Below are 25,129 nucleotides of genomic sequence, written 5' to 3' on the forward strand. Positions count from 1 at the left end.
TGGTGCCTCTCTCTGTGGGCTCCCGGCCACCGTAGAAGCGAAGGAGGACAGATCCCGGCCGCCTTCGCGGTGTGGACGCGTGATCACCTGATGGGCGAGGGTGGGGGCTGCACAGCTCACCCCCGGAGGTCCCGGAACATGCGGCTCACCCGCACCCGCCGTGCGGCGGTCGGCGCGCTCTGCGCCCTCGTCCTCGTACCGCTGACGTCCTGCGGCGAGGACGGCCCGCCGGCGAAGCCGCCGCCGTCGCCGTCGCGCACGGCCACTCCCCCGCCGGAGCCGTACGCGCGCGAACTGGCGGCCCTGGAGCGGGAGTACGAGGCGCGCCTCGGGGTCTACGCGGTCGACACGGGCTCGGGACGGGAGGTCGCTTACCACGCCGGCGAACGCTTCCCGAACGCCTCGACGTTCAAGGCACTGGCCGCCGGCGTCGTGCTCCGCACGCGCCCGGCGCGGGAGCTGGACCGGGTGATCACGTACTCCGCGGACGACCTGATCGCCCACTCCCCCGTGACCGCCGAGCACGTCGCCACGGGGATGACCCTGCGCGACCTCTGCGAGGCCGCCGTCCGCTTCAGCGACAACGCCGCCGCCAACCTGATCCTCGCCGAACTCGGCGGCCCGGCGGGCATGGACGCGGAACTGGAGGCGATCGGCGACGACGTCACCCGCATGGTGCGCGACGAGCCGGAGCTGAGCCGCTGGACCCCGGGCGACACCCGTGACACGAGCACACCCCGCGCGCTGGCGCGCGACCTGCGCGCGTTCGTCCTCGGCGACGCGCTGGACCGGCCCGGCCGCGCCCTGCTCACCACGTGGCTGCGCACCAACACCACCGGCGACACCCTGATCCGCGCCGGAGTGCCCGACGGCTGGGAGGTCGGCGACAAGACCGGCACGGGCGGCACGTACGGCGCGCGCAACGACATCGCGGTGCTCTGGCCGCCGGATCGCGCGCCCCTCGTGGTGGCGATCATGTCCAACCGCACGGAACGGGACGCGACGGCCGACGACGAACTGCTGGCAGCGGCGGCGTCCGAGGTGGCGGCGGCGCTCCCGCCCCGCGACGGCTCCCCGTGAGCCGGCGCGGCGACGGGCGGCGGGTCGTTCCCTCCACCCGGCGGCGACCGTCGAGGACGAGGCTCAGGGCGGGGGTGACCGCCGCGGCGTGCTCGCGGCCGCGTTCGGCGACGGACGGCAGCGGCGCAGTTCGGGGGGCGGTTCGCCGGTGGTGAGTTCGTCCGCGACGAGGCGTCCCGCGGTGGGGGCGAGGGTGACGGCGGAGTGCATCACGGCGACGTATGCGGAGCGGTCGGGTGTCGCGTATCCGATGAGCGGTCCGCGGGGCGGCACCGGCCGGTGGCCGAGGCCGTAGTCGAGCACGCGGCAGGTGCCGGCGCCGTGGAAGGCGTCCTTGAGGTGGCGGAGGGCGACTTCTGCGGCCCGGGCCAGGGCCTGCGGCGAGGTGCCGGCCACACGCGGAAGGGTCATGAGGAGTTCGCCGTCGCGGACCTCGCGGACCTCGAACTCCGGGGTCGACACGATGGTCCTGACGAGTCCGGGCGGCGCCGCGACCCGGACCCGGAAGGCCGGGGACACGGAGACGGGCACGTCCGCGGGCAGCGGCGCGGACAGTTCGGCGACGCCGGTGCCGGCGGCGAGGACGACGGTCGCCGCGGGGTGGACACCGGCCGGTGTCCGCACGCCGACGACCCGGCCGGCCGAGAACTCCAGCGACCGCACGGCCGCGCCGAGGACCACCGCCGCACCGCGGGCCCGCGCGGCGGCGATCAGCGCGCGGGTCATCGCCGCCGGGTCGAGACCCCCGTCGCCGGGGATGTGGACGGCGTGCGCGGGCGGGGTGCGCAGGTGGGGTTCCAGCGCCGCGATGTCGTCCCGTGCGACCCGGTGACCGCCCGGCACCGCCGGAGAGCCGGCCCGCTCGCCGGTCCACGACAGCGAGCCCGTCCAGCGCACGGCGTAGTCCGGTACCTCGGCCTCCAGCCGCCGGTGGTCGGCGAGCACCGACCCGCGCAGATCCTCCGCGCCGCCGGGCCAGTCACCGCCGGCGCCGCCGATCCAGGCGAAGGAGGCGCCGGTGACACCGGCCGCGGCCGCCGGCTCCCGGTCGAGCAGCGTCACACCTGCGCCGAGACGCGCCAGGTGATACGTCACGGAGGCGCCGACGACTCCGGCGCCGACCACGACGACGCCGTTCCGTGACGGGGGTGGGCCCACGGGCACCATGGATCACCTCGGCAGCAGTGTCGCATCTCGGGGCCCGGCAGCGCCGGGTGCGCGGCCCGGCCGGGGGTCGGAACCGGTGTGTCAGCGGCCGCTGTTAGCCTCCGGCAATGACCTTAGGGGCCCTTGAACGAACACTGCGGGAGCGCCCGGACGACCTGGCGTCCTGGCTGGTCTACGGGGACCGGCTGCGGGAGCGCGGCGACCCCCGCGCGGAGCTGATCCGGCTGGCGGAGCGGCGGGCGCGGGTCGGCCCGGGAGAGGGCCGGAGGGCGGTCGAGCGGGAGATCGACGCACTGGTGGCGGAACACCGGGAGAAGTGGGACGCGGAGCTCCCCGAGGGGGTCAGCGCCCCGGAGCGCCGGCACGGGTTCGCCACGGCGATCGCCGTCGAGTGGGACGACGGCACGCCGATGCTGATCGAGCAGGCCCTGCGCGCCGAGCCGTTGGTGACCGCGCTGCGCATCGCGCCGCCGGAGCAGGATCCGTACGAGTACGACCACTGGGACGACGACACGGACGACGACGGCGAGCCGCTGCCGTCCGCCGACGTCGAGGCCGGCGCGCTCGCGACCCTCGACCTGGCCCCGTTCACGTCCGTCGACCTGTCCTATCTCCGCGTCGGCGCCCTCGGCGCCAAGGCCCTTGCGGTGTCCTCGTACTTCCGCAGCGAGGCCGCCGGCGGCCAGGCTCTCGCGACCCCGGCCGCCGGCCGGATCGGCTCGCTCGATCTGCGGTACTGCCACATCGGGGACAGCGGCCTGGCCGCCCTCGCCGCCAACCCCTTCTTCACCGGCGTCCGCCGGCTGCACCTCCAGCGCAACGCGCTCACCGCGCGGGGCGTGCGCGCCCTGCACGCCTTCGCCGACCTCACCGAACTCGACCTGCGCTACAACGAGATCGGCGAGGAGGGTGCCGAGGCGCTGCTCGCGGCGCCCTTCCTCGGCTCGCTCACCCGGCTGCTGCTCTACGCCGCCGACGTCGGCGACGCCGGCGCGCGCCGCCTCGCGTCCGCACCCGAACTCCCGCCCGTACTGCGCAGCTATTGGAGGAGTGTATGAGCACCGAGCTCCGCGACCGGTTCTTCGCCCTGTCCGCCGCCGCCGGGCAGGCGCCCGCGGAGGAGGTCGACCGGTACCGCGCCCTGGTCGACGCCACCGACGCCGAACCCACCGCCGTGCTCGACGGGCTCGCGGTCTCCTGGCATCCGACGGCGCGGTTCAAGGCGGTCCGCTTCGTCGACGCCGAGCGCATCGACGCCGACGTGCGCGAGCTGTTCGCGCGGCCCAGCGAGGCGGCGCCCTATCTGGCCGCCGTCTTCGCGGACCCGCGCGAGATGTCGTTCCGTACGTACGAGAACATCCTCCCGCTCGACCCGCTCTTCGCGGACGCAGGGCTGGAGTTCGAGCTGACGGACCGCGCTGAGTTCGCGGAGGGCGCGTACACGTTCTCGATCCGGCTGCCCGCGTCCGCCCGCGCCCGGCTGGAGGGCCTGGACGCGCTCGACCTCTACGTGCCGCCGCTCAACGCGGGCTCCCGCGGCGGCGACCGGTTCATCTTCCACTCGGCCCTGCTCGCCGAGGCGTTGACCGGGGCGGTGGCGAAGGCCATGCCGGAGGCGCGGCTCGACGGCTTCACGCACGTCAACCCGGTCTTCCGCTGCAACCGCTTCGAGCCCGACGACGCCAACTTCCACCGCCACCGGGACACGCCGTACTACGACCGGTCGCGCGGGCACGTCTCCCGCTACACCGTCCTGCTCTACCTCACCGGCGGCTCGGGCAGCCCCGTCCTCGACCTGACCGACGGCGCGGACCTCACCGAGATCGAGCCCTTCACCTGCGTGATCTTCGATCAGCGGTACGAGCACGAAGGTGCCCCGTACCGGGACGGCCGCAAGGTCTTCCTGCGCACGGAGCTGGTCTTCACCGAGGCGGGCACCGCGCACGACCCGGAGATCGGCGCCCTGTTCACCAAGGCGTGCTACCTGACGGGCGAGAGCGTCTTCGCGCCCGAACTCGCCCGGCACGCCGACGACTACTACAACCGGGTGGCGGCGGCGCACTGGAGCGGCGACCTCGGCGCGGGCGCGGCGGGCGAGCCGTTCCTGCACAAGCGGTTCCGCGGGCTGGACTTCGTCGCCAACGGGCACGACTTCTGGTTCCCCGCGTCCGGCGGCCTCTCGCCGGCCGCGTGCGCGGCGATCACGCTGCTGGACTACTTCAACTGCAAGGTCGGCGACAGTCCGTTCCGTGCGGCGTGCGACACGACGGTGGTCGAGGCCGAGGGCACCGACTGGATACCGGCGTTCCTTCAGGAGCGGGGCGGGGCGTCACCCGTCGCGCCGTTCGACAAGAGCATGCTGTTCCCGGAGCCGGAGCAGCCCGTCACCGACGAGATGCCCGAATGCGCGTGCGGCATCTGCGACGGCGGCGTGCTCGGCCCGCACTTCGACACCACGCGCAACGCCGACGTCATCAAGCACTACGTGAGCGCGCAGGACGCCGCCAAGGCGGACGTGCTGCCCGCGCCGGTGATGATGCTCGGCGAGGACGTGGTGCTCGACCCGGACAGGTTCGTCGTGGAGGGCAACCGGATCCACGTGCTGGGCCACAAGGCACCGGCGCCGGTCAACTTCGCCTCCTGCCAGGGCGGTCCGCCGGTCCCCCCGGCGAAGGAGTTCGTGACCACGGCGGCCACCGTGGACGTGGCGCACTTCCTCGTGCCGCCGATCCTGTTCACGGAGCACGACGGTCTCCTCCACCTGAAGTTCGACTTCTTCCGCAACTCCTGGACGGTGGACCACGACCAGTCCACCGTCGCGGTGCCGATGGTCCGTCCGTTCAGCGAGGACGACATCGACGAGGACTGGGAGGATCACTACTACGACGACGAGGACGAGGACGAAGAGGACGAGGAAGAAGAAGCGGAAGAAGACGAGGAGTAGGAGGGCGCGGAGGCCAGCTCCCCCATCCGGGCCAGGGCGGAGATCCAGAAGCGCTGCCGCGCCTCGGCCTGCCCGACGAGGTAGGTGGCGCGCAGCTTGGGCGGCAGGTGCGGCAGCAGCCGCGCCACCACGTCGAGGTGCCGTTCGAGCTGCGACACCTCGGCGTTGGAGAAGACCTGGTGCACCAGGTCGGTGTCGTTGGTGCCCTCCGCGGACGTCTCGACGGCCGCCGCCAGCCGGGCCTGCCAGCCCGTCAGGTCGGCGGCCAGTTCCGCGAGGCCGATCTGCGGCCGCTCCGCGAGCCGCGCCTCCAGGCCGGACAGCGGGACCGGGGCGTACTCACCGTCGCCGAGGTAGATCAGGCCCTGCTCCAGCGGCATGTCGGCGTGGTGCAGCTTGATGAGCCGTTCCAGGGTGCGCTTGGTGACCCAGTCGCGGCCCTCGTCGTCGATGTCGTTCTTCCACCATTCGAGGACGGTCTCGGCGGTCTCGCCGTAGGTCGAGATCAGCCACTCGTTGGCCGGGATGTCCTCCGGCCGCACCTCGTAACTGATCGTGAACCGGCTGGCCTGGGCCACGTTGTTGCTGCTGACCAGCATCTTGCGGCCCAGGTGGTACGGCGGGTTCTGCAGCGCCACCTGCGCGCGCAGCCCGGGCAGCGGGCGGCCCGCGAGCGTCCACTCCTGGGTGATCTCCATCAGCTTCGCGTACGTCGCCTTGTCCTTCGGCCGGTTGTACTCGTCCCAGATCAGCACCTTCGGCTCCGGGTCGAGCAGCGACCGGGCGAGCATCGCCTCCAGCGCCCCGTCCGCGGTCGGCACCGGCACGCACAGGTCCTCGACGTTGGTCACCGGCAGCGAGAAGTACACCGGTTCGCGGCCGGTCTCCTCCCGGGCGATCTGCTTGGCGATCTCCGTCTTGCCGCAGCCGGGCGGCCCCTGGAGCAGCACCGCCCAGCGGTGTGCGGCCGCGGCCCTGAGGATGCGGCGGACCGGGTCGGTGACCGTGGCGGGGTTGGCGGCGCCGACCGCCGCGGCGATGGCGTCGAGCACCTCGTCGGTCCGGTCCCGGCCCGGCGCGCCGCCGGCACCCTCGGCGCCCGGCTCGGCCAGCGCCAGCCGGCGGCCGTTGTGCAGCGGCAGCCCCCAGGCGAGCGGGAAGCCGGCGCGGGCGCAGTCGAGTACGTGCTGCAGGGTGCGCGGCGAGAGCAGGCCGCGCAGGTGCGGGTCGAGGGCGGCCCACTGCCGGAACACCTCGCGCAGGTCCCAGTCGGGGAACCGGGCGGCCAGCGCGTGCCGCCAGGCGGTGTCGTTGGCGGTCAGCCGGAGGGTGACCATCCGGTCCAGGATCGCCAGGTCGGAGCGGCGCACGCTGGTCTCGGCCAGCGACTCGTTGTCGGTGAGGAAGACCCCGACGCAGCCCAGCTCGCGCAGGTCGTACTCGCCGAGCGTCCAGTTGCATGCCATCTGCATGAGCTGGGACTGCACGGTGTTGCCCGCCTGCAGGGAGTCGTCGACGAGGAGGACGAAGGGCGTGCCGGGGGTGAGCTGGCGCATCACGAGCTGGCGCAGCGCCAGTTCGCCGCTGCGCTCGTCGCGTACGGGGGCGTTGATCAGCAGGTCGTCCGGGGCGAGGTTGGCCGCGGGCAGGACCACGAGGCCGGTGCCGGGGTAGCGATGGGGCACGTACGAGACGAAGGTGGACGTCTTGCCGATGCCGTGCTCGCCGAAGATCTGGCCGGTCTGGCCGGTGGCGATCATCGCGTCGATGAACTTCTCCAGCTTGGCGGTCGGCCCCTCCTGCGGCGGGTCCGGGTAGGTGGCGTTCGCTCTCCACTGCCGGCCCGCGGCCGGCGGTGCGGGCGTCGTCGCCCCGGGCGGTGTCGCGGCGGCCACTATGCGCTTCTCCTCGGTCTCACGGTCTTCTTGGGTTGACAGTCAACGGCCGGACGCGACCCGGTGGCAGGCCATCGGGCGGTGGTGCCGCTCCGGCCAGTCGTCGCCGCCGTCGGTGATCAGCCAGATCCAGCGGTCGGGATCGGCGGGGGTGACGTGGGGCGCGTAGCCGTCGGTGACGACGATGACCGCGTCGGGCTCGTGCGCGAAAGGCTTGCCGCCGACCTCCAGCCGGCCCTCCGCGTAGTCGACCACGTTCTGGAAGTCGGTGCCGCCGCCGCCCGCCACCCGCTCTCCGGGCACGAACGGCATCACGACGCCGTCGAAGGAGAGCCAGTGGCTCTCCACCCCGTCCGTCTGCCCGACCAGGGTGGTCAGCCACTCGACCACGGCGTCGGGCATCGACCCCGAGGTGTCGAACGCGACGAGCACCACCTTCGTACGCTCCGGGCCGCGGCGGGTGAGCATCGGCTCGTGGCCGAGCGCGAGGACGATCGCGCCGTGCTTCTTCGGATAGACCAGCCGTTCGCTCTCGGTGAGCTTCGAGGCGAGCACGTCGGTCAGCCACCGCTGCCACCAGTCGACCCGGCGGGTACGGGGCGTGGTGCCGCGCAGCTTGTCCAGCCCCAGGCGGCCCCACAGCCGGCTGAACCGCTCACCGCCGTCGGCGGTGCGGTCGGCGAGGCCGAGGAGTTCGTCGCGGGCCGCCCGGCCGCCGCGGAGCGCGGACTGCATCACCTCGCGCAGCACGTCGTCGCCGACCTGGCCGACGGTCTCGGGGTCCAGGGGGACGTCGCCGCCGGCCGCGCCTTCGGCGAGGTGGACGCAGGAGGACGACCGCGGCGTGCCGGGTGTCTTCATGCGGCGCAGTTCGCCGTAGACCGTCAGGTCGGTGCGGATGAAGTCGTCGTACGGCAACGGGGCCAGGCCCTGCTCCCGCAGGTCGTCCCGGTACGCGCGGTAGACCGTGTCCGGGTCGACGCCCGCCGGCTCGGGCGGCCCGCCGCCCTCGGGCACCGCCTCGGGTAAGGCGGAGCGGCCCAGGCGGCGCAGGGCGACGTGGTTGATGGCCACCTCGGCGGCGAGCGTGAACACCGGGTCGGAGCGCAGCTCCTCGTCCACGTACAGGTGCCGGTGCATGAGGTGTCGCGCCTCGTGGAACAGGACGAACTTGACGCCCTCGAAGTCCAGTGAGACGAAGAAGTACGGGTTGTAGAGCAGTGCGCAGCGGCCGTCGCCGGTGGCCGTGACCGCGGCGGTGGGGACCGCGGTGGTGGCGATGTGGCGGTGGCACTTCGCGTAGAGCCAGGAGGCCACGACGCTCTGCCCGACGCCGAAGTCCAGCAGCGCGGCCTCCTTGCGGCGCCGCGCCTCGGCCACGACCTCCGGGTCGGCCGGCTCCCCGGCGGGCTCCCCGGCCGGCAGCCGACGGAGGTCGGCCGCACCGTGCGTGCCCCGCGGATCCCCCTGCACCAGTGATCTCCCCTCACCGCTCGCGGGCACGCTACATGCCGCGGCGCGGGCGGCGTGACGCGGGTTGGCAGCACGGCCGCGGAGCGCCGGCGGCGCGCGGAGCGCGCCGGAGGAGGGCCGCGGCACCTGCCGCGCCGGGCCCCCGCTCCTGACGGACCGCGTCTCGGGCGTCAGCCGCAGAACTCGGCCTCCAGCACGGCGTCCTCCCCCGCCTGGCCGCCCCAGTCGCCGTTGCGGTTCAGGGTGAGCACGTGGCGGCCGTCGCGGGTCGCCGCCGCCCGGGACAGGGAGCCGGGGACCTGCCCGCCGTGGCCCCAGACCGTGACGCCGCAGGAAAGCCGGTCGGACCGGATGCCCAGGCCGTACGCGGCGGTGGGTGCACCGCCCGTACGCGACTCCTCCTCCTCGACGGGTACGGTCGTCAGCATCTCCGCCGTCTGCCCGGGAGGCAGCAGCCTCCCGCCCAGCAGGGCGCCGTAGAAGCGGTTCAGGTCGCGGGTGGACGAGATGACCTGGCCGGCGGCGCCGGCGACGGAGGGGTTGAACTCGGTGACGTCGTACACCGGGGCGCCGGGGTCCTCGTCGTAGAGCCTGGAGTAGTGCCGGCCGTGCGGGCGCGGCACCGCGCTCGCGGAGCCGGGCACGGTGGTGGAGCGGAGCTTCAGCGGCTTCAGGATGTGCCTGCGGACCTGGGAGCCGTAGTCGTCGCCGGTGGCGCTCTCGACGACCATGCCGGCGAGGATGTAGTTGGTGTCGGAGTACGCCCAGCCGGTGCCCGGTTCGAAGAGCGGCGGATGGGACAGGCCGATCCGTACCAGCTCCTCGGGGGTGGCGCCGTCGTAGCGGTGGACGAGGAAGGACTCGCCGGTGAACTTCGCGAGGAAGCCCTCGTCGCGGTTGTAGTTGAAGATCCCGCTGGTGTGGCTCAGCAGGTGGCGCACGGTGACCTTGCGGCCGTCGTTGCCGTTGCCGCGTACGACGCCGGGGAGCCAGCGCTCGACGGTGTCGTCCAGCGAGAGCACACCCTGCGCGTCGAGCCGCAGCAGCACCGTGGCGGTGAACGTCTTCGTCAGGCTCCCCACCCGGAACCGGTCGCGGTCCCGGCGCGGCTCGCGCGTCGCCAGGTCCGCCACCCCGGCGTCTCCGGACCACCGTTCACGCCCGTCGCGCACCGCGGCGAGCGCGCCGGGCGTGCCCTCGGCGACGATGGCGTCCAGCGCCGCCTGCGTGGCGTCGTGCGCCCCGGCTAACCGGGCCTCCCGCCGTCCCGCGCCCTCCGCGGCGGCGGGCGCGACGCCGCCCGCCATCAGGGCCCCCACCGCGGCGAGCAGCGCCCAGCGCCGGCCCGTCCCGCGTATCCCGTCGGTCATGTCGATCCCCCCTGTCCCGTGCCGCCCGCGGCGGTCGCCGCGGCCGTTGACCGCAGTCAACCGGCGAAGCCGCCCGCGGGCGTCAGGGATCACCCCCACACCGCCCCGGACGCCACCCTCGGCCACCCCGCAGGGGCAGGCCGGGCTGGCGTCCGGCATCGTCACCACCACGTACCAGGTGGGCTCCGCCCTCGGCCTCGTGGCGCTGACCGCGCTGTTCATGGGCCGCCGGGGCGGACGCGGGCGCGGGTGCGGACGCCGAAGGGGTACGCCTCTGACGGCCGCCGCCGCGCCGGACCACCGGGGTACGGGTCACCGCCGCACGGCGGGGCCCGATGACCCGTACCCCGGACGCGTGCTCGGGAGGGGTACCGGGACGGGCACAGTACAAATGAGCGGGCGGTGACCGGGCGCACCACGGACCGTACCGGCCGGATCTCCGCCACCGGGCCCGGCCGCCGGCCGCGCCCCGACCGCGAGGAGGAGCCGTGCCCACCGACTCACGAGTGTTCGCCGAAGGCAGCCGCGCCCTGCGCTACACGCTCGCCGGGATCCTGGGGCTCGCCCTCGTCTACGTCGCCGGCGTCCTCGCCTGGGGCGGTGCGTCCTGGTCCACGGCGCCGTTCCGCGGCGAGGCCGACGCGCGCAACCGCACCGTCGGCTCGGGCGAGTTCCGCATCTCCACCTACGAGGAGTTCTTCGACCTCTGCGCGGCGGTGGAGACGAAGGAGGACGAGATCGACGCGCTCCGGGACGAGCTGGACACCAAGCCGTCCGCCTACCGCACCGAGCAGATCGCCACGTCCCTCACCGCCCTGCGCGCCGTCCGCTCCGAGCTGGTCAACGACTACAACGCCAAGTCCCGGCAGGAGCACCGCAAGGCGTTCAAGGACGCCGGCCTGCCCGCCGAGCTGAGCACCGACGCGAAGGAGACCTCGTGCGCCGCCTGACCCGTGTCCTCACCGCCCTCGCCGCCACCGCCGCCCTCGCCTTCACCGCCGCGGCCTGCACGGACGACTCCTCCCAGGCCCAGGAGTCGCGGGCCAAGCAGTCCGGCTACGACAGGATGGTCAAGCGCCAGCCGGCGGAGGCGATGCAGTACTCGCCGACCCGGGAGACCATCAACAAGTGGGTCGACACCTGGGAGAAGCCGGGGAAGCTGTCGTACGTCTACCTGCAGAACGCCAACGGCGAGTACGGCTACTTCGTGCTGAAGGGACTGCCGGTCTCGTACTGCGCCATGCTCACCCCGCCGGAGGAGGTCGACTCCTCCAACACCGGCATGGTGACGAAGACCGCGCCGGGCATGGACGGCGTCTACTACTCGGGCGGCCAGTGCAGCGCGTACTACGGCTTCGACGCCACCACCGGCGCCTACATGGAGTTCACGATCGGCAGCAACCAGAGCTTCTTCCTCTACGACCAGCCCATGTCGCTGCCGGAGTTCCGGGACGCGACGCCGCTGGGGCAGACGCGCCTCGAGGACGGCGACATCCCCCGGTAGCACCACTCCCCTCTCACGGACGGACGCGGCGCGGCGGGCGGCGCCCGTCGGCCGGCGCCTGGGCGCGCGTCCGCACCTGCCGGGTGCGGGCGACCAGGACGAAGGTGACCGTGATCAGCAGCGACCAGGCGGCGAACTTGTCGATGCCCACCGGTTGCCAGCCGGCCGCCTGGTACGGGTAGCGCCAGGCCCCGAGCCGGGTGGCGATGTTCTCCGCCAGCCACAGGAAGAAGCCGATCAGCACGAACGACAGGGCCAGCGGCATCCGGTGGCGCCGACCGTGGACGGTGAACTCCACCCAGGTCCCCCACGTCACCACCAGCAGCACCCCCGCCAGCAGCCAGCGCGCGTCGGGCAGCCAGTGGTGGGTGAAGAAGTTGACGTAGATCGCCGCCGCGGTCAGCTCCGTGATCCGTGCCCGGTACCGCACCAGGCCGAGGTCGAACAGCCGCCAGGCCCGGCACACGTAGCTGCCCACGGCCGCGTAGAGGAAGCCCCCGTACAGCGGCACGCCGCCGAACTTCAGCAGCGCGGGCTCCGGGTAGCTCCACGAGCCGAGCGAGACCTTCAGCAGCTCGAAGGCCAGGCCGATGGCGTGGCACACGGCGATCACGGCCAGCTCCCGCCCGGTCTCCCAGCCCCGGGCCCAGAACAGGGCCGTCAGCAGCAGCCCGTACAGCAGCAGCAGGTCGTAGCGCGCCACCGGCAGCCGCGGCATCTGCCCGGAGAGCGCGACGCCCGCCAGCACGGCGGCGGCGAAGGCACAGCAGCGCAGTTGGATGCCGCCGAAGTACCAGAGCTGCCCCACAGTCGTCATCGCCGTTCTCATGACGGCTAGGACGGCCGCCGGCCGGATTCCGGTTCTACCCCACCTGGTCGCGGCGGCGCGTCAGATAGGCGGTCTCGGCGGTGTTGCCCGCCAGCTCGACGGCCCTGTCGTACGCCGCGCGCGCCGCGCCGCCGCGGCCCAGCCGGCGCAGCAGGTCGGCGCGGGTGGCGTGGAAGGCGTGGTAGCCGGCGAGGCTGTCCGCGAGCCGGTCGACGGCCGCCAGGGCGACCTCCGGTCCGTCGGTCTCGGCGACGGCGACGGCCCGGTTGAGGGCTACCACCGGCGAGCGGTCGAGGCGTACGAGCTGGTCGTACAGGGCGACGACCTGCGACCAGTCGGTGTCGCGCACGTCGCGCGCGGAGGTGTGCACCGCGTTGATCGCGGCGAGGAGCTGGTAGCGGCCGGGGGCCTGCCCCACGGCCAGCCGCTCGCGCACCAGCCGGTGCCCCTCGGCGACCAGCGCCGCGTCCCAGGACCCGCGGTCCTGCTCGCCGAGCGGCACGAGCTCGCCGCTCGCCGAGACCCGCGCGGGGCGGCGGGCCTCCGTGAGGAGCATCAGCGCCAGCAGCCCGGCGACCTCGCCGTCCGCGGGGAGCAGGGCGCGCAGCAGCCGGGTGAGCCGGATCGCCTCGGCCGTCAGGTCGCTGCGTACGGGATCGGTGCCGGAACCGGTCGCCAGATAGCCCTCGTTGAAGACCAGGAAGAGCACGGCGAGCACGCCGGAGACCCGCGCCGGCAGGTCCTCGGCGGCCGGCACCCGGTAGGGGATGCGGGCCGCCTTGATCTTCGCCTTCGCACGGGTGATCCGCTGCCCCATCGCCGACTCCCGCACCAGGAAGGCGCGGGCGATCTCGGGCACGGTCAGCCCGCCGACCAGACGCAGCGTCAGCGCCACCCGGCTCTCCGGCGCGAGCGCCGGGTGGCAGCAGGTGAAGATCAGCCGGAGCCGGTCGTCGTCGATGGCGCCGGCCGGTTCCGGCGGGGTGTCGTCGTGCAGCATCCGGGCCTCCCGCTGCTTGCCGGCGCGCTTGCTCTCGCGCCGGATCCGGTCGATCGCCTTGCGGGTGGCGGTGGTCGCGAGCCAGCCGCCGGGGCCGGGCGGCACGCCGTCGGCCGGCCAGTGCTCGACGGCCGCGGCGAACGCCTCCGCCGCGGCCTCCTCGGCGACGTCGAGATCGCCGAAGCGCCGGTTCAGCGCCGCGACGATACGCGCCCACTCCGCGCGGTGCGCGCGGGCGACCGCCTCCCGTGCGCCGGCCTCGCTCACAGGAACGGCCGTACCTCGACCCGGCGGTTGCAGCGCTTCGACCCCTCGGCGGCGAGCGCGAGCGCGACGTCGAGGTCGGGGGCCTCGATGACCCAGAAGCCGGCGAGGTACTCCTTGGACTCCAGGAACGGCCCGTCGGTGAACAGCGCCTCCTCACCCCGGTTGTCGATGACGGTGGCCGTGTCCGGCGCGGCGAGGCCGCCGGCGAAGACCCAGTTGCCCTCCGCGCGGAGCCGGTCGTTGAAGCCGTTGATGGCGGTCATCTCCTCCTCGGTGGCGGAGCCGGTCCTGTCGTCGATCACGGAAACCAGGTACTGCATGTCGGGTCCTCTCTGTTGCGCGGGACGGCGGGCCGGCGGCTACGCGTCGCGGCCGGGGCCGACGTCCTCGCCGGCGTACTCCGGGCGCCCGGCCGGCCGGTAGACGTGTGCCGTGATACCGCCCGCGAAGGCCCGGAAGTCGACGAGGTCGAGCGCCGCGTCCGGACCCTCGGCGGGAAACAGCCGCCTGCCCTGGCCGACGACCACCGGGTAGGTCAGCAGCGTGATCTCGTCGACCAGGCCGTTCGCGAGCAGGCAGCGCAGCAGCTTGCCGCTGCCGTGCACCTGTACTTCGCCCTCACCGCCGGCCTTCAGCTCCCGTACGGCGTTCACCGGGTCACCCGACAGCACGCGGGTGCCCGCCCACCGCGGGTCGGCGAGCGTGTTCGACACGACGTACTTGGGCTGCCGGTGCAGCGGGCCGCCGATGGGGTTGTCCTCGGGACTGGGCAGCACGCCCCAGGAGCCGGCGAAGACCTCGTAGGTCCACCGGCCGAAGAGGAAGGCGTCGGCGCGCTGGTACACCTCGCCGAGGTACGTCTCGGCCTCCGGCTCGAACAGCGGCAGCGCCCAGCCGCCCCGCTCGAACCCGCCCCTGCGGTCCTCGTCCGACCTGCCGAGGCCCTGCATCACTCCGTCGACGGAGACGTGGGTGACGGTCGTCAGCTTCATCACGGTTCCCTTCCGCGGACACCCCGCGCGGGCGTCCTTTCACCTCTTCCACGAACGCCACCGCCCGGATCCGACACCGATCCCGTCGTGACTTGACGAGGAGCGACGCTACCGCCGTGCGGGGAAGGGCCCGCGCAGACACAGGCGCACCGCGCGGATCGGCGGCCCACGCGGGTCAGCGCTCCCGCGGCACCCGGATCAGCGTCTGCTGGCCGTTGGCGACGAGCTTGCGCACGCCGTCGTCCCGGTGCCCGAACACCTCCAGCCCGCACACCGTCAGGGTCCGCCCCGACTTCAGCACCGTCCCCACCGCTTCGAGGCGGTCGCCGACGGCGGGCGCGAGGAGGTTGATCTTGTATTCGACCGTGAGGACCTCCGCGTCCTCGGGGAACAGCGTGTACGCGGCGTACCCGCCCGCACTGTCCGCGATCGCGCTCGTGGCGCCCGCGTGGAAGTAGCCGTGCTGCTGGGTGACTTCGGGCCGGCGCGGCAGCACGATGCGTACCAGGCCCGGCGCGATGCGGGAGATCCGCGCGCCGAGGTGGCTCATCAGCCCCTGGCGGCCGAAGCTCTCCCACACGCGCTTCTGCACCTCGGGGCTCGCCTCCCCGGGGCTCGCCTCCCCGGGCCGGGCCTGGTCGTCCACGGACTCTCCTCCTCCGGCCGCGCCCCGGGGCCCTTACGGGTCGGGGGCGCGCCGGTGCGTCGTCAGCGGGCGTCGGTGGTGCGCAGCGTACCTACGGCGCCCTTGTCAGACGCCGTTCCCACGTGAGAATCCACAGAGAAGTCACCTCACGGATCCCGGGAGCGCCGTATGACCTCTTCCCACCGCCTGTCCCGCCGCCGTCTCCTCGGCGCGGCCGCCGTCCTCGGCGCGGCGCCGGCCCTCGGCCTGCCCGCCGCCGCCCGCGCCGCGGGCCCGACGGCCGCCGGCGGGGTCGTGCCCGTCGACTGGGCCCGGCTCGGTTCTTACGGGGCTCGGGACGCCGCCGGACGCCGGGTCAGGGCGATCCTGACGGGCAGCTCGCGCTACCTCATCGGCCCGTGGTACGCCGGGACTTACCGCACGTACCTCCCGGACGGGTACATCGACCTCCGCGGCACGGACGAGCGCGCCATCCGCCTGCCCGCCATGGCCGCGGTCGCCGCCACCACCGCCCTGGTCACCGGCGTGTACGACCCGCGCGACCTGTCCGCCGCCAACGCCACCGTCCGCACCCGCAACCTCATCCGCACCGTGGCGGCCCGGCACCTGGCCAACAACACCGACCCGGCCACCCGCTGGGGCAACGGCTGGCAGACCGCCCTGTGGGCGTACTACACCGCGCTCGCCGGCTGGCTCTTCTGGGACGAGTTGGACGACCAGGAGCGCGGGCACCTCGCCGCGATGACCGCCTGGGAGGCGGACCGGCTCACCACCGGCGACGACGTCCACCTCGTCGGCACCTCCGGCCACCAGCTCTACGAGAAGCGCCGCGACGGCACCGCGGTCACCCCCGGCGACAGCAAAGCGGAAGAGGACAACTGGAGCGCCGCCGTCCTCTCCCTTGCCGAGGCGATGATGCCCGGCCACCCCGGTGCCCCCGCCTGGGCCCGCCGCAACGTCGAACTGCTGCTGGCCGCCGCGGCCTGCCCGGCGGACCTCACGGGCGGCGAGACGGTCGACGGCATCGAGCTGTCCACCTGGCTGCAGGGCACGAACATCGCCGACGACGGCACCCTGGACAACCACCACATCCTGCATCCGCTGTACATGGTCGCCTTCGACCAGAGCCTCTACGAGGGCTTCGTCTACGGCCTCGCGGGCCGCACCGCGCCGCGCGCCGCCCTGCACAACATCACCCGCGTCTACTCCGCCCTGGTCGACCTGCCGTTCCCGGCCCCCGACGGCACCACGAGGACCATCTACCAGCCGGGCAGCGGCGAGATCTACTACCCCGAGGGCAACGACTGGGGCACCCACTTCCCCTTCTACTTCGGCAACTTCGACCTCCTGGTCTCCCTCACCGCCCAGGACACGGGCATCGACCCGGCCGCCGCCTCGTGGGAGCGACGCCACAACGAGGAGCAGCTCAGGATGATGTCCCGCTTCGACGACGGCCGTACGTACGGAGCGTCCGGCGAGAACACCTACTACGGCCGCGAACACCGCATCGGCGCGATGGCGGGCCAGGCGTTCCTGTCCCTGCACCTGGCCCGGAACGGCCGGCTGCGCTTCGCGTAGCGGACACGTACACGGAGGCGGGCACGGAGGCGGGCGCGGGGCACCACCGGGAGACATCGGATCAATCGAGATCAACTTGAGGCATTCATCGGAGACTTTCCCGTACGAGGTCCATTGACACCCGATGTTTCCGTTCCTACGTTCCCGGGTGATCCGATGAATGGAGCTGCGATGGACACCCCACGCCCCCGCATCATGCGGAGAGTCACCGCACCGCCCCTGCTCGTCGCCGCGGCGCTCGCCGCCACCGCCCTGCCCGCCGCGGTGCCCGCCGCCGCCGCTGCGCCGCCCCCGGCGGCCGGGCCCGGCACCGACCACGCCGTCGACGACCCCTTCACGTCCGACCGTACGAGCTGGTTCCGCCAGGACCGCTTCGGCATGTTCATCCACTTCGGCGCCTACTCCAACCTGGAGGGCGAGTACACCCGCCCCGACGGCACCGTCTGCCGCGACGCCGAGTGGATCAAACGGCAGTGCGCCGTCCCGACCGCGGAGTACGAGAAGCAGGCCGCGACCTTCGATCCCGCCGACTTCGACGCCGAGGCCGTGGTCGGGGCGGCCAAGGACGCCGGGATGCGGTACATCGTCATCACCTCGAAGCACCACGACGGCTACGCGATGTGGCCGACGAAGGTCAACTCCTGGAACCTGCGGGACCATTCCGCCTTCGACAAGCGCCGGGACATCATGGCCGAGCTGAAGACGGCCGCGGAGAAGGCCGGCATCAAGCTCGGCTTCTACTACTCGATCTGGGACTGGCACGACCCGGACTTCGCCGACCCGGCCACCTTCCCGCGGTACGAGAAGCGCATGTACGCCCAGCTCAAGGAGCTGGTCGACACGTACGAGCCGGCGCTGCTGTGGTTCGACGGCGAGTGGGAGACGGACAACCCGCACAACCCCTGGACCGCCCAGGACGGCGAACGGCTGGAGACGTACCTGCGCGGCCTGGACCCGGACCTCGTCGTCAACAACCGCGTCGGCAAGCGCCGGGTGACCGACGGCGACTACGGCACCCCGGATCAGGAGATCCCCGGCGCGCCGGTCGACGGGCAGCTCTGGGAGTCGTGCATGACCCTCAACGGCCACTGGGGGTACGCCCGTTACGACCAGAACTGGAAGTCCGGCACGTCCCTGGTGCGCAACCTGCTGTCGACCGCCTCGCGCAGCGGCAACTACCTGCTCAACGTCGGCCCCGACGCCCGCGGGCGGATTCCCGGGCCCTCCGTCCAGCGGCTCGGGGAGATGGGCGACTGGCTGCGCACCGCCGGGCAGGGCGAGGCCGTCTACGGCGCCGGGTTCGGCGGGCTCGTCGCACAGCCCGGCTGGGGCACCGTCAGCCGCAAGGGCGACAAGCTCTACGCGGCCGTCACCCAGTGGCCCGCCGCCGGCGGCTCCCTCCACCTGACGGCCCGTACCGCCTTCGACGTCACCGCCGCCCGCGTGCTCGGCTCCGACCAGGAGGTGACCGTCACCGAGACGGACGACGGCTACGACCTCACCCCCGCCGGCGCCGCCACCAACGACGCCGCCACCGTCATCGAACTGACCGTCGACCCCGGCCCGACGGCCGCGCCGGGCAACGGCACCGGTCTGAAACAGGAGGTCTTCGACAACCCCGCGCTCTCCGGCGCGCCGAAGCTCACCCGCACGGACCCGGACGTCAACCACTCGTGGAAGTACACCGGTTCACCGGCGAAGAGCATCCCGGCCGACGGTTTCGGCGTCCGCTGGACCGGCAGCCTCGAACCGCGCCGCACCGAGACGTACACCCTGACCACGGTCTCGGACGACAACGTACGCGTCTGGCTCGACGACGAGTTGGTCATCGACAACTGGACGCCGCACGGCGTCACCGTCGACAAGGCCCAGGTGGACCTGGAAGCGGGCCGCCGGAACTCTCTCAGGATCGAGTACGCCGAGCAGACCGGCGACGCCCACATGAAACTGCTCTGGTCCAGCCCCGGCCAGGACCAGCAGGTCATCCCGCGCGACCAGCTCTACCCGAACTGATCCCCCCAGGAAGCGGGACGCCCCGCCGCGCGGCCACCGCCGGCGGGGCGTTCCGCTCCGGGATCCCCCGGCGCGCGCCTACCGTTCCGGGTCGCAGCAGCCGTCCCGGCGCATGCGGCGGCCGGCCTCCAGCCAGTCCGTTCCGGCCGGCAGGGACATCTTCGGCTCGAAGGACCGCACCAGGTCCGCCCGGGCGAACGGCCTGCCGCCGCGCAGCACCGACTCGGTGCGTACCAGTGTCGTGAAGTCCGTGAACGGGTCGCCGTCGATCACCGTCAGGTCCGCGTACTTGCCCGGTTCCAGCGTGCCGAGGTGCTCCGCCGCGCCGAAGGCCCGCGCCGGGAGCACCGTCGCGGTGCGCAGCGCCTCGGCCGGGGACAGACCCGCCCCGTGCAGGGCGCGCAGGGCGAGGTGGAGGTGGAGTCCCACCGGTACGAGCGGCTGGTCCGTGCCGAGGGCGACGACGCCGCCCGCGGCCAGGATCCGGCGGTAGACGTCCGTCTCGGCGGTCAGGGTCCGCAGCTCCGCGTCGGTCGGCGGCCGGCCGGCGCGCTCGGAGACGGCCACGGTGTCCCACGGCGGCATCAGCACGGTCACCCGCGGGTCCGCGGCCAGTGCCGGGTCGGCGCCGAGCAGGGGGAGCGCGGTGAAGGGGGTGGCGATGAGGTGGAAGTCTCCGGTGGCGGTGTAGATGGCGGTGACATCGCCGTACGCGCGACCCGAGGCGGTCGTTGCACGGCCGGACTCCAGCCGCTGCGTGGCCTGCAGATGCGTCGTCAGGTCCTGGCCGAGCTGGATGCCAGGAGAGCACAGGTGGCTGCCGGTGCGCACGCCCAGCCGCTCGTGCGCGAACGCCGCGGCCTCGGCCATGACCCAACCGGGCGCGCGCACGTACGTCTTGACGAAGTCCCAGTCGAGCCCCTCCGCCCGGGCCAGCGAGCGTCGCAGGCCCGCGCGGGTGCGGTGGGCGCGGCCCATGCTGTACGCGACGCGCGCGCCGTCGAGGAGTTCGCCGGTGGCGAGCAGCCGGGGTCCGGCCAGGTCACCGGCGTCGGCGGCCTCGCGGACGCGGGCCTGTTCGTAGGCGAAGCCGCCCAGGGAGACGGCGGTGGTGATGCCGTACGCGAGTTGCAGCGCGGTCTGCCGGCCGCCGTAGGTGGACTGCCACGGGTGGATGTGGGCGTCCCAGAGCCCGGGGACGACGGTGCGCGCGGAGGCGTCGAGCCGGCGGGCCGCGGGGCGGCCGGCGCGGTGCGGCTCGACGGCGGTGATACGGCCGCGGCGGATGACGACGTCGGCGTCGTCGCGTACGGCCCCGGAGGTGCCGTCCCAGAGGCGGCCGGCGTGCACGACGGTGCCGGGCGCGACGGGGCGGCGGTAGTCGAGCGGGATGCGTACGGTGCGGGCGGCGCCGGAAGCGACGTCGAGGACGCGGACGCGCCCGGCCGACAGGTACGCGACCCTCCGGCCGTCGCCGGAGAACGAGGGGTGATCGGCGGGCTCGTCGGTCAGTTGCCGCGGCTCGCCGTCCGGGGTGCCGTCCGGCCGCACCGGCAGCAGCCACAGCGCCGACTCGGCGACGACCGCCAGCCACCGGCCGTCCGGGGACCAGACGGGGCCGGAGTCGTAGCGGTCGGAGATCGAGGTGTGCGGGGCGACGGGGTGCAGGCGGGCGGCGCCGGTGGCGGCGTCGACGAGGCGGATGAGGTTGTGGCCCTCGCGGAAGCGCCGGTTGAGCCGGTTGCGGTCGCACAGCGCGAGCCGGCGCCCGTCCGGCGACCAGCTCGGCCGGCCCGGCAGCCCGCCGGCGCCCAGCGGCGCGGCGAGCACCTTCTCCGCACCGGAGGCGAGGTCGCGCACGACGAGGTTGCCGGTCATGTCGAGGCAGGCGAGCCGCGTGCCGTCCGGGGAGAGTGCGGGGAAGATCCGGCCGCCTTCGGCGAGCACGGTCTCCTCGCCGGAGACGAGGTCGCGGCGGCGTACGGCGAAGAGGCCGTCGCGGTCGTCGGCGTAGAGCAGGCCGCGGCCGTCGGGGGTCCAGGCGGGGGCGAGGACGTAGCGGGTCGGCTCCGCCCGGAGGACCCTGCGCGGGCGCCCGCCGCCGGTGACGTCCGCGATCCAGAGCGCGCCGAGCGCGCAGAAGGCGAGCCGGCCGCCGTCGGGCGACAGCGCGGGCAGGTGCACGGCGCGTACGCGGCGTACGCCGCCGTCCGCGAAGTCGTACGTCTTGGCGCGGTACCGGGGGCGGTCGACCGGCAGCGTGGCGACGAAGGGGATCGTCTCCGTCCGGGCGGGCTCCGCGAGGTCCAGGATGCGGAACCGGCCGCCCGCGGTGAGCAGCAGTTCGTGGCCGGAGATCCAGCGGGGCGGTACGGGCGCCACGTCGGCGCCCGCCGCGCCGGGGCCGACGGGGGCGCCGTCGACGACGAGCGTGCACGACGCCGCGGGCGCGGCGGTCGTCCGCAGATACGCCAGGCGGCCGCCGGGGCCCACAGCGGGAGCCATCACCTGGGATGGGGTGGTCTCCGTGTGCTCTGTGCGCACCTCCCCCCGGCCGTCCGCGGCCACGGAGGCGACGGTGCGGGCCGCGAGCGTGCCGTCGGCGCCGACGGCGGCGCGTACGAAGAACAACCGCGCGCCGTCCGGGGACCAGGCCGGGTCGAAGTCCTCCCAGGCGGCGCCCTGATGCGGCCCCCGCTGGCCGGGCAGGCCGGTCACCCGGGTCAGCCCGCCGGTGGCGACGTCGAGGACCCAGATGCGGTACGGGCTGCCGGCCACCGGGTCGCCGCCGCGCTCCGAGCAGAACGCGACGCGGGTGCCGTCGGGCGACCAGGCGGGCGCGCGGTCGTCCCAGGGGCCTTCGGTGACTTGCGTGAGCCCGGAGCCGTCGGGCCGCAGCGTCCACAGGTGGAAGCCCCCGCCGCGGTAGGCGCACACGACCAGGCGGCGGCCGTCGGGCGCGAACTGCGGGCGGGTGGGCTCCAGTTCCGCGGTGGTCAGGGCGGTCGCCCTGCCGCCCGATCGGGGGATCGACCACAGGACGCTCTGCACCTCGGCGACGAGGCGGTCGCCGGCGGGGGCGAGGGCGGCGGCGCCGTTGGTGGCGGCGGTGAAGGTGAGGGTGCCGGCGGCGCCGCGCGGTGCGGCGGCGGCCGGTGTGTCGAGGACGGCACCCGCGGCGGCGGCACCGGTGGCGGCGGCCGTGGCCTGGAGGAAGCGGCGGCGGGAGAGGTCGAAGGGCTCGGCGTCCATAGGTCCTTCCGGGACTCGAGGGTGCAGGAGCACTACCGGACGATACGGAGGAGTTGAGGTCGATACGGGCCGGTCGTGCAGGTTCACCCGGAACCGCACACCCGCCCCGCACGCCGCCGGGCTCCGGGATCCCCGCCGCCCGGCCGGTCAGCCGGCGAGCGGTCCGCCGAGGAGGTCCAGGACCGGCCCGGCGGTGACGCCGAGGGCGACGGAGGCGGCGGCCGTCGCGTACGCGGTCAGGGCCGCGGACCGTACGACCGGGTGCCGGCGGGGCTCGGCGGCGGCGGCGACCGCCGGCCGGATCCAGCGCAGGTAGTAGAAGAGGGAGGCGACGGAGTTGACCGCCGCGAGGACGGCGAGCCAGGCGTAGCCGCCGTCGACCGCCGCGGTGAAGACCGCCAGCTTGCCGAGGAAGACAGCGGTGGGCGGGGTGCCCAGGAACCCGAGCAGGCAGACGACGAGGCTGAGTGCGAGTGCGGGCCGGGCGCGCAGCAGGCCGCGGTAGTCGGCGAGAGCGCGGGCGTGCGGCAGGGCGCAGACGACGGCGAAGGCGCCGAGGTTGGTCAGGGCGTAGCCGGCGAGGTAGAACAGCAGCGCCTGCTGGGCCTCGTCGGCGCGCGTGGCCACCGCGACGGGCAGGAGCAGGTATCCGACCTGGCTGATCGTGGAGTAGGCGAGCAGCCGCTTGACGTCGGTCTGGAAGAACGCGGCGAGGTTGCCGAGCGTCATGGACGCGGCGGCCAGCACCGCGACCAGCTCGTCCCAGGGCACCCGGGTGCCGGCGAGCGGCACCGCGGCCAGCCGGTAGAGGGCGGCCAGCGCGCCCACCTTGGGCAGGGTGGTGAGCAGCGCGGCTGCGGGCAGGCCGGCGCCGTCGACGGCGTCGGGCACCCAGAAGTGGCCGGGCACGGCGCCGGTCTTGAAGAGCGGCCCGGCCAGCAGCCCCACGGTGCCCGCGGTGACGAGGACGGCGGGGGCGCCGGGCAGTTCGTCGCCGAGTGCGGGGTACGCGCTGGCGCGGCCGGCGGCGTAGAGCACGGTGATGCCGGCGAGCATGACGACGCCGAGCAGGGCGCCCGTGACGAAGTACTTCAGCGCCGCCTCGGTGCCGGGGGCGTCCTTGCGGAAGCCCGCCAGGGTGTACGAGGGCACGCTCGCCAGCAGGTACGCGGCGGCGAGCAGCAGCAGGTCCTGGGCGCCGGCGAGCATCAGGGCGCCGAGCGCGGCGAGTTGGACGAGGACGTGGAACTCGCTCTCCCGCGCGTCCCCGCGGAGCGGGGCGAAGCCGAGGAGCAGCACGACCAGCGCGCCGGCGAGGATGACGACGCGGCCGGCCGACGTCACGGCGTCGACGGCGAAGGCTCCGTCGAAGGCGGTGGTCGTCCCGCCGCCCGCCGCGGCGGCCCCCTGACGGAGGGCAGCCGCGATCCCCGCCGCGCACGCCGCCAGGCCCAGCGCGCCGACCAGCCACTGCCGCCGCCGCGGCAGCCAGGCCCCGAGCAGCAGGCCGAGCACGGCGGAGGCGGCGAGGAGTACCTCAGGCAGCAGGTCGAGAGGGTTTTCGTCCATGCCGGTCCCGTTCATCGGCCGACGAGTTCCAGGACGGTGCGCGAGAACGGCTCGATGACGTCGAGGACGAAGCGCGGGAAGACGCCGAGGACGACGGCGAGAGCCAGCAGCGGCGCGATCGACGCCGCCTCGTGTGCGCGCAGGTCGGGAAACGGCCGCGGCGTGCCGGGCGCTCCCCCGGACTTCGTCAGGGCGGTGCCCCCGGGCAGCCGCAGCGGGCCGAGGAAGATCCGCTGCAGCGCCCGCACCAGCAGCGCCGCGGTCAGCAGGATGCCGGGCACGGCGAGCACGGTCGCCACCGGGCGCGGGCCGAGGCTGCCGGCGAGGATCTGGAACTCGGCGATGAAGCCGGAGAAGCCCGGCAGCCCGAGGGAGGCGAAGACGGCGACGCCGGTGAGCGCGGCGAGGGCGGGGGCGCGGGCGGCGACGCCGGAGTAGGCGCCCATGTCGTACGTGCGCCCGCGCTCGTGGAGCGCGCCGGCCAGCAGGAACAGCGCGCCGGTCAGCAGTCCGTGGCTGACCATCTGGTACGTCGCGCCGGTCACGGCGAGCCGGCGGGCGCCGGCGGTGTCCTCGCTCAGTGCGGCGGCGGCGCCGAGGGCCAGGAGGACGTAACCCATGTGGTTGACCGACGTGTACGCGATCATGCGCTTGAAGTTCGTCTGCGCCAGGGCGACCAGCGCCCCGTAGAGGACGGAGACGACCCCGACGGCCACGAACACCGGCGCGTACGTGCGCCATGTCCCCGGCAGCAGCGGCATGGCGATGCGCAGGAACCCGTACGTGCCCATCTTCAGCAGCACCCCGGCCAGGATCGCGGAACCGGCCGCGGGAGCTTCGGTGTGGGCCGGCGGCAGCCAGGTGTGGAACGGCACCGTCGGCGTCTTGACGGCCAGGCCGAGGCCGATCGCCAGCAGCACCAGGGCGCCGTAGCCGGACCGCCCCGCCAGCGGGTCCTCCCCGGCCAGGGCGACGATGTCGAACGTGTGCGGCTCCGCGGCGAGATACAGGCCGATGAAGCCGAGCAGCAGGGCGAGCGAGCCGGTGAAGGTGTAGAGGAAGAACTTCTGCGCGGCGCGGGCGGCGCCGGGGTGGCCCCAGCCGGCGATGACGAAGTACATCGCGACGATCGACAGGTCGAAGAAGACGAAGAAGAGGATGAGGTCGAGCGAGGCGAAGAGGCCGAGGCAGGTGGTCTCCAGGAAGAGGAACAGGGCGGCGAACTCCCGTACCCGGCGGGTCTCGCGCAGCGCGTACAGCGCGCAGGCCGGAAAGAGCACGGCGGTCAGGGCCAGCAGCGGCAGGGAGAGGCCGTCGACGCCGACGTGGTAGCCGATGCCGGCGCCGGGGATCCAGCGGGCGTTCGTCTCGTACTGGATGCCTCCGCCGTGGTCGTAGCCGGTCCACAGGGCGACGGTCAGCGCGAGCACGGCGGCCGACACGGCGGCCCAGGCGCGGAGGAAGACCCGGCGGCCGGCGGCGCGCGGCAGGCACAGCAGCGCGCCGGCCGCGGCGGCGGGGAGGAAGACGATGGCCGTGAGCACGGGGTG

General features: G+C 74.0%; 19 protein-coding genes. 7 read left to right on the plus strand and 12 right to left on the minus strand.

The features are described from left to right. Nucleotides 1-138 precede the first annotated feature (138 nt). Nucleotides 139-1,080, plus strand: a complete 942-nt coding sequence (bla, locus tag O7599_RS03785; RefSeq protein WP_281620647.1) for a class A beta-lactamase — start codon at nucleotides 139-141, stop codon at nucleotides 1,078-1,080. A gap of 63 nt (nucleotides 1,081-1,143) precedes the next feature. Here the strand turns inward: bla and O7599_RS03790 are convergent, their stop codons facing one another. After that, complete coding sequence (locus tag O7599_RS03790) at nucleotides 1,144-2,247, minus strand: FAD-binding oxidoreductase (protein WP_281620648.1); 1,104 nt, start codon at nucleotides 2,245-2,247, stop codon at nucleotides 1,144-1,146. A 107-nt stretch (nucleotides 2,248-2,354) separates the two neighbouring features. Here O7599_RS03790 and O7599_RS03795 point away from each other — a divergent pair, with 107 nt between their 5' ends. Both O7599_RS03795 and O7599_RS03800 read left to right on the plus strand, forming a co-directional pair. Then, nucleotides 2,355-3,305, plus strand: coding sequence for a TIGR02996 domain-containing protein (locus tag O7599_RS03795; RefSeq protein WP_281620649.1), 951 nt, complete (start codon nucleotides 2,355-2,357; stop codon nucleotides 3,303-3,305). After that, entirely contained in the window at nucleotides 3,302-5,191 is a 1,890-nt protein-coding gene (locus tag O7599_RS03800) for a hypothetical protein (RefSeq protein ID WP_281620650.1), read from the plus strand. Before O7599_RS03795 ends, O7599_RS03800 begins: the two co-directional genes overlap by 4 nt. Here O7599_RS03800 and O7599_RS03805 read toward each other — a convergent pair. The 3 genes from O7599_RS03805 to O7599_RS03815 form a co-directional block, all read right to left on the minus strand. Next, a complete protein-coding gene (locus O7599_RS03805; protein WP_281620651.1) occupies nucleotides 5,128-7,086 on the minus strand; it encodes an ATP-binding protein in 1,959 nt (652 codons plus the stop codon). The genes O7599_RS03800 and O7599_RS03805 overlap by 64 nt on opposite strands. 42 nt (nucleotides 7,087-7,128) lie before the next feature. Beyond that, complete coding sequence (locus O7599_RS03810) at nucleotides 7,129-8,511, minus strand: hypothetical protein (protein WP_281623269.1); 1,383 nt, start codon at nucleotides 8,509-8,511, stop codon at nucleotides 7,129-7,131. A gap of 218 nt (nucleotides 8,512-8,729) precedes the next feature. After that, nucleotides 8,730-9,929, minus strand: a complete 1,200-nt coding sequence (locus O7599_RS03815; protein ID WP_281620652.1) for a serine hydrolase domain-containing protein — start codon at nucleotides 9,927-9,929, stop codon at nucleotides 8,730-8,732. A 488-nt stretch (nucleotides 9,930-10,417) separates the two neighbouring features. Between O7599_RS03815 and O7599_RS03820 the strand changes: the two genes are divergently transcribed. Together O7599_RS03820 and O7599_RS03825 are read left to right on the plus strand one after the other, a co-directional pair. Then, complete coding sequence (locus O7599_RS03820) at nucleotides 10,418-10,879, plus strand: hypothetical protein (protein ID WP_281620653.1); 462 nt, start codon at nucleotides 10,418-10,420, stop codon at nucleotides 10,877-10,879. Then, nucleotides 10,867-11,433, plus strand: a complete 567-nt coding sequence (locus tag O7599_RS03825) for a hypothetical protein (RefSeq protein ID WP_281620654.1) — start codon at nucleotides 10,867-10,869, stop codon at nucleotides 11,431-11,433. The genes O7599_RS03820 and O7599_RS03825 overlap by 13 nt, the downstream gene beginning before the upstream one ends. A gap of 13 nt (nucleotides 11,434-11,446) precedes the next feature. Here O7599_RS03825 and O7599_RS03830 read toward each other — a convergent pair whose 3' ends face one another. The 5 genes from O7599_RS03830 to O7599_RS03850 all read right to left on the minus strand — a co-directional run bounded on the left by O7599_RS03830 (nucleotide 11,447) and on the right by O7599_RS03850 (nucleotide 15,071). Then, nucleotides 11,447-12,241 carry a DUF817 domain-containing protein gene (locus tag O7599_RS03830; protein WP_281623270.1) on the minus strand — a complete coding sequence of 265 codons (795 nt, stop codon included), beginning with the start codon at nucleotides 12,239-12,241 and terminating at the stop codon, nucleotides 11,447-11,449. Between the two features lie 55 nt (nucleotides 12,242-12,296). Beyond that, nucleotides 12,297-13,529 (minus strand): DUF6596 domain-containing protein, encoded by a 1,233-nt coding sequence (locus tag O7599_RS03835; protein ID WP_281620655.1) that lies wholly within the window; start codon nucleotides 13,527-13,529, stop codon nucleotides 12,297-12,299. Next, entirely contained in the window at nucleotides 13,526-13,849 is a 324-nt protein-coding gene (locus O7599_RS03840) for a YciI family protein (RefSeq protein WP_281620656.1), read from the minus strand. The genes O7599_RS03835 and O7599_RS03840 overlap by 4 nt, the downstream gene beginning before the upstream one ends. 39 nt (nucleotides 13,850-13,888) lie before the next feature. Further along, a complete protein-coding gene (locus O7599_RS03845; protein WP_281620657.1) occupies nucleotides 13,889-14,521 on the minus strand; it encodes a dihydrofolate reductase family protein in 633 nt (210 codons plus the stop codon). A gap of 175 nt (nucleotides 14,522-14,696) precedes the next feature. Beyond that, nucleotides 14,697-15,071 (minus strand): PaaI family thioesterase, encoded by a 375-nt coding sequence (locus O7599_RS03850; RefSeq protein ID WP_281623271.1) that lies wholly within the window; start codon nucleotides 15,069-15,071, stop codon nucleotides 14,697-14,699. A 264-nt stretch (nucleotides 15,072-15,335) separates the two neighbouring features. On the opposite strand from O7599_RS03850, the gene O7599_RS03855 reads away from it, so the two are divergent. Further along, nucleotides 15,336-16,745, plus strand: coding sequence for a hypothetical protein (locus O7599_RS03855; protein WP_281620658.1), 1,410 nt, complete (start codon nucleotides 15,336-15,338; stop codon nucleotides 16,743-16,745). A 171-nt stretch (nucleotides 16,746-16,916) separates the two neighbouring features. Continuing rightward, nucleotides 16,917-18,758, plus strand: coding sequence for an alpha-L-fucosidase (locus tag O7599_RS03860; protein WP_281620659.1), 1,842 nt, complete (start codon nucleotides 16,917-16,919; stop codon nucleotides 18,756-18,758). Nucleotides 18,759-18,836: 78 nt separating this feature from the next. Here the strand turns inward: O7599_RS03860 and O7599_RS03865 are convergent, their stop codons facing one another. The 3 genes from O7599_RS03865 to O7599_RS03875 form a co-directional block, all read right to left on the minus strand. Next, complete coding sequence (locus O7599_RS03865; RefSeq protein ID WP_281620660.1) at nucleotides 18,837-22,010, minus strand: amidohydrolase family protein; 3,174 nt, start codon at nucleotides 22,008-22,010, stop codon at nucleotides 18,837-18,839. Between the two features lie 147 nt (nucleotides 22,011-22,157). Continuing rightward, a complete protein-coding gene (locus O7599_RS03870) occupies nucleotides 22,158-23,594 on the minus strand; it encodes an NADH-quinone oxidoreductase subunit N (RefSeq protein ID WP_281620661.1) in 1,437 nt (478 codons plus the stop codon). After that, nucleotides 23,591-25,123: an NADH-quinone oxidoreductase subunit M gene (locus O7599_RS03875; RefSeq protein WP_281620662.1), complete on the minus strand. Its 1,533-nt coding sequence runs from the start codon at nucleotides 25,121-25,123 to the stop codon at nucleotides 23,591-23,593. The genes O7599_RS03870 and O7599_RS03875 overlap by 4 nt, the downstream gene beginning before the upstream one ends. Nucleotides 25,124-25,129: the final 6 nt, after the last annotated feature.

The organism is Streptomyces sp. WMMC500 (assembly GCF_027497195.1).
In the GTDB taxonomy this organism is placed as follows: domain Bacteria; phylum Actinomycetota; class Actinomycetes; order Streptomycetales; family Streptomycetaceae; genus Streptomyces.

Bases quoted from the DNA above. Each gene is read 5' to 3' on its own strand.
- O7599_RS03790 (WP_281620648.1), bottom strand. From the start codon at position 2,247: ATGGTGCCCGTGGGCCCACCCCCGTCACGGAACGGCGTCGTCGTGGTC.
- O7599_RS03845 (WP_281620657.1), bottom strand. From the start codon at position 14,521: ATGAAGCTGACGACCGTCACCCACGTCTCCGTCGACGGAGTGATGCAG.
- O7599_RS03860 (WP_281620659.1), top strand. From the start codon at position 16,917: ATGGACACCCCACGCCCCCGCATCATGCGGAGAGTCACCGCACCGCCC.
- O7599_RS03795 (WP_281620649.1), top strand. From the start codon at position 2,355: ATGACCTTAGGGGCCCTTGAACGAACACTGCGGGAGCGCCCGGACGAC.
- O7599_RS03800 (WP_281620650.1), top strand. From the start codon at position 3,302: ATGAGCACCGAGCTCCGCGACCGGTTCTTCGCCCTGTCCGCCGCCGCC.
- bla (WP_281620647.1), top strand. From the start codon at position 139: ATGCGGCTCACCCGCACCCGCCGTGCGGCGGTCGGCGCGCTCTGCGCC.
- O7599_RS03840 (WP_281620656.1), bottom strand. From the start codon at position 13,849: ATGCAGTACCTGGTTTCCGTGATCGACGACAGGACCGGCTCCGCCACC.
- O7599_RS03815 (WP_281620652.1), bottom strand. From the start codon at position 9,929: ATGACCGACGGGATACGCGGGACGGGCCGGCGCTGGGCGCTGCTCGCC.
- O7599_RS03865 (WP_281620660.1), bottom strand. From the start codon at position 22,010: ATGGACGCCGAGCCCTTCGACCTCTCCCGCCGCCGCTTCCTCCAGGCC.
- O7599_RS03850 (WP_281623271.1), bottom strand. From the start codon at position 15,071: ATGAGCCACCTCGGCGCGCGGATCTCCCGCATCGCGCCGGGCCTGGTA.
- O7599_RS03870 (WP_281620661.1), bottom strand. From the start codon at position 23,594: ATGAACGGGACCGGCATGGACGAAAACCCTCTCGACCTGCTGCCTGAG.
- O7599_RS03855 (WP_281620658.1), top strand. From the start codon at position 15,336: ATGACCTCTTCCCACCGCCTGTCCCGCCGCCGTCTCCTCGGCGCGGCC.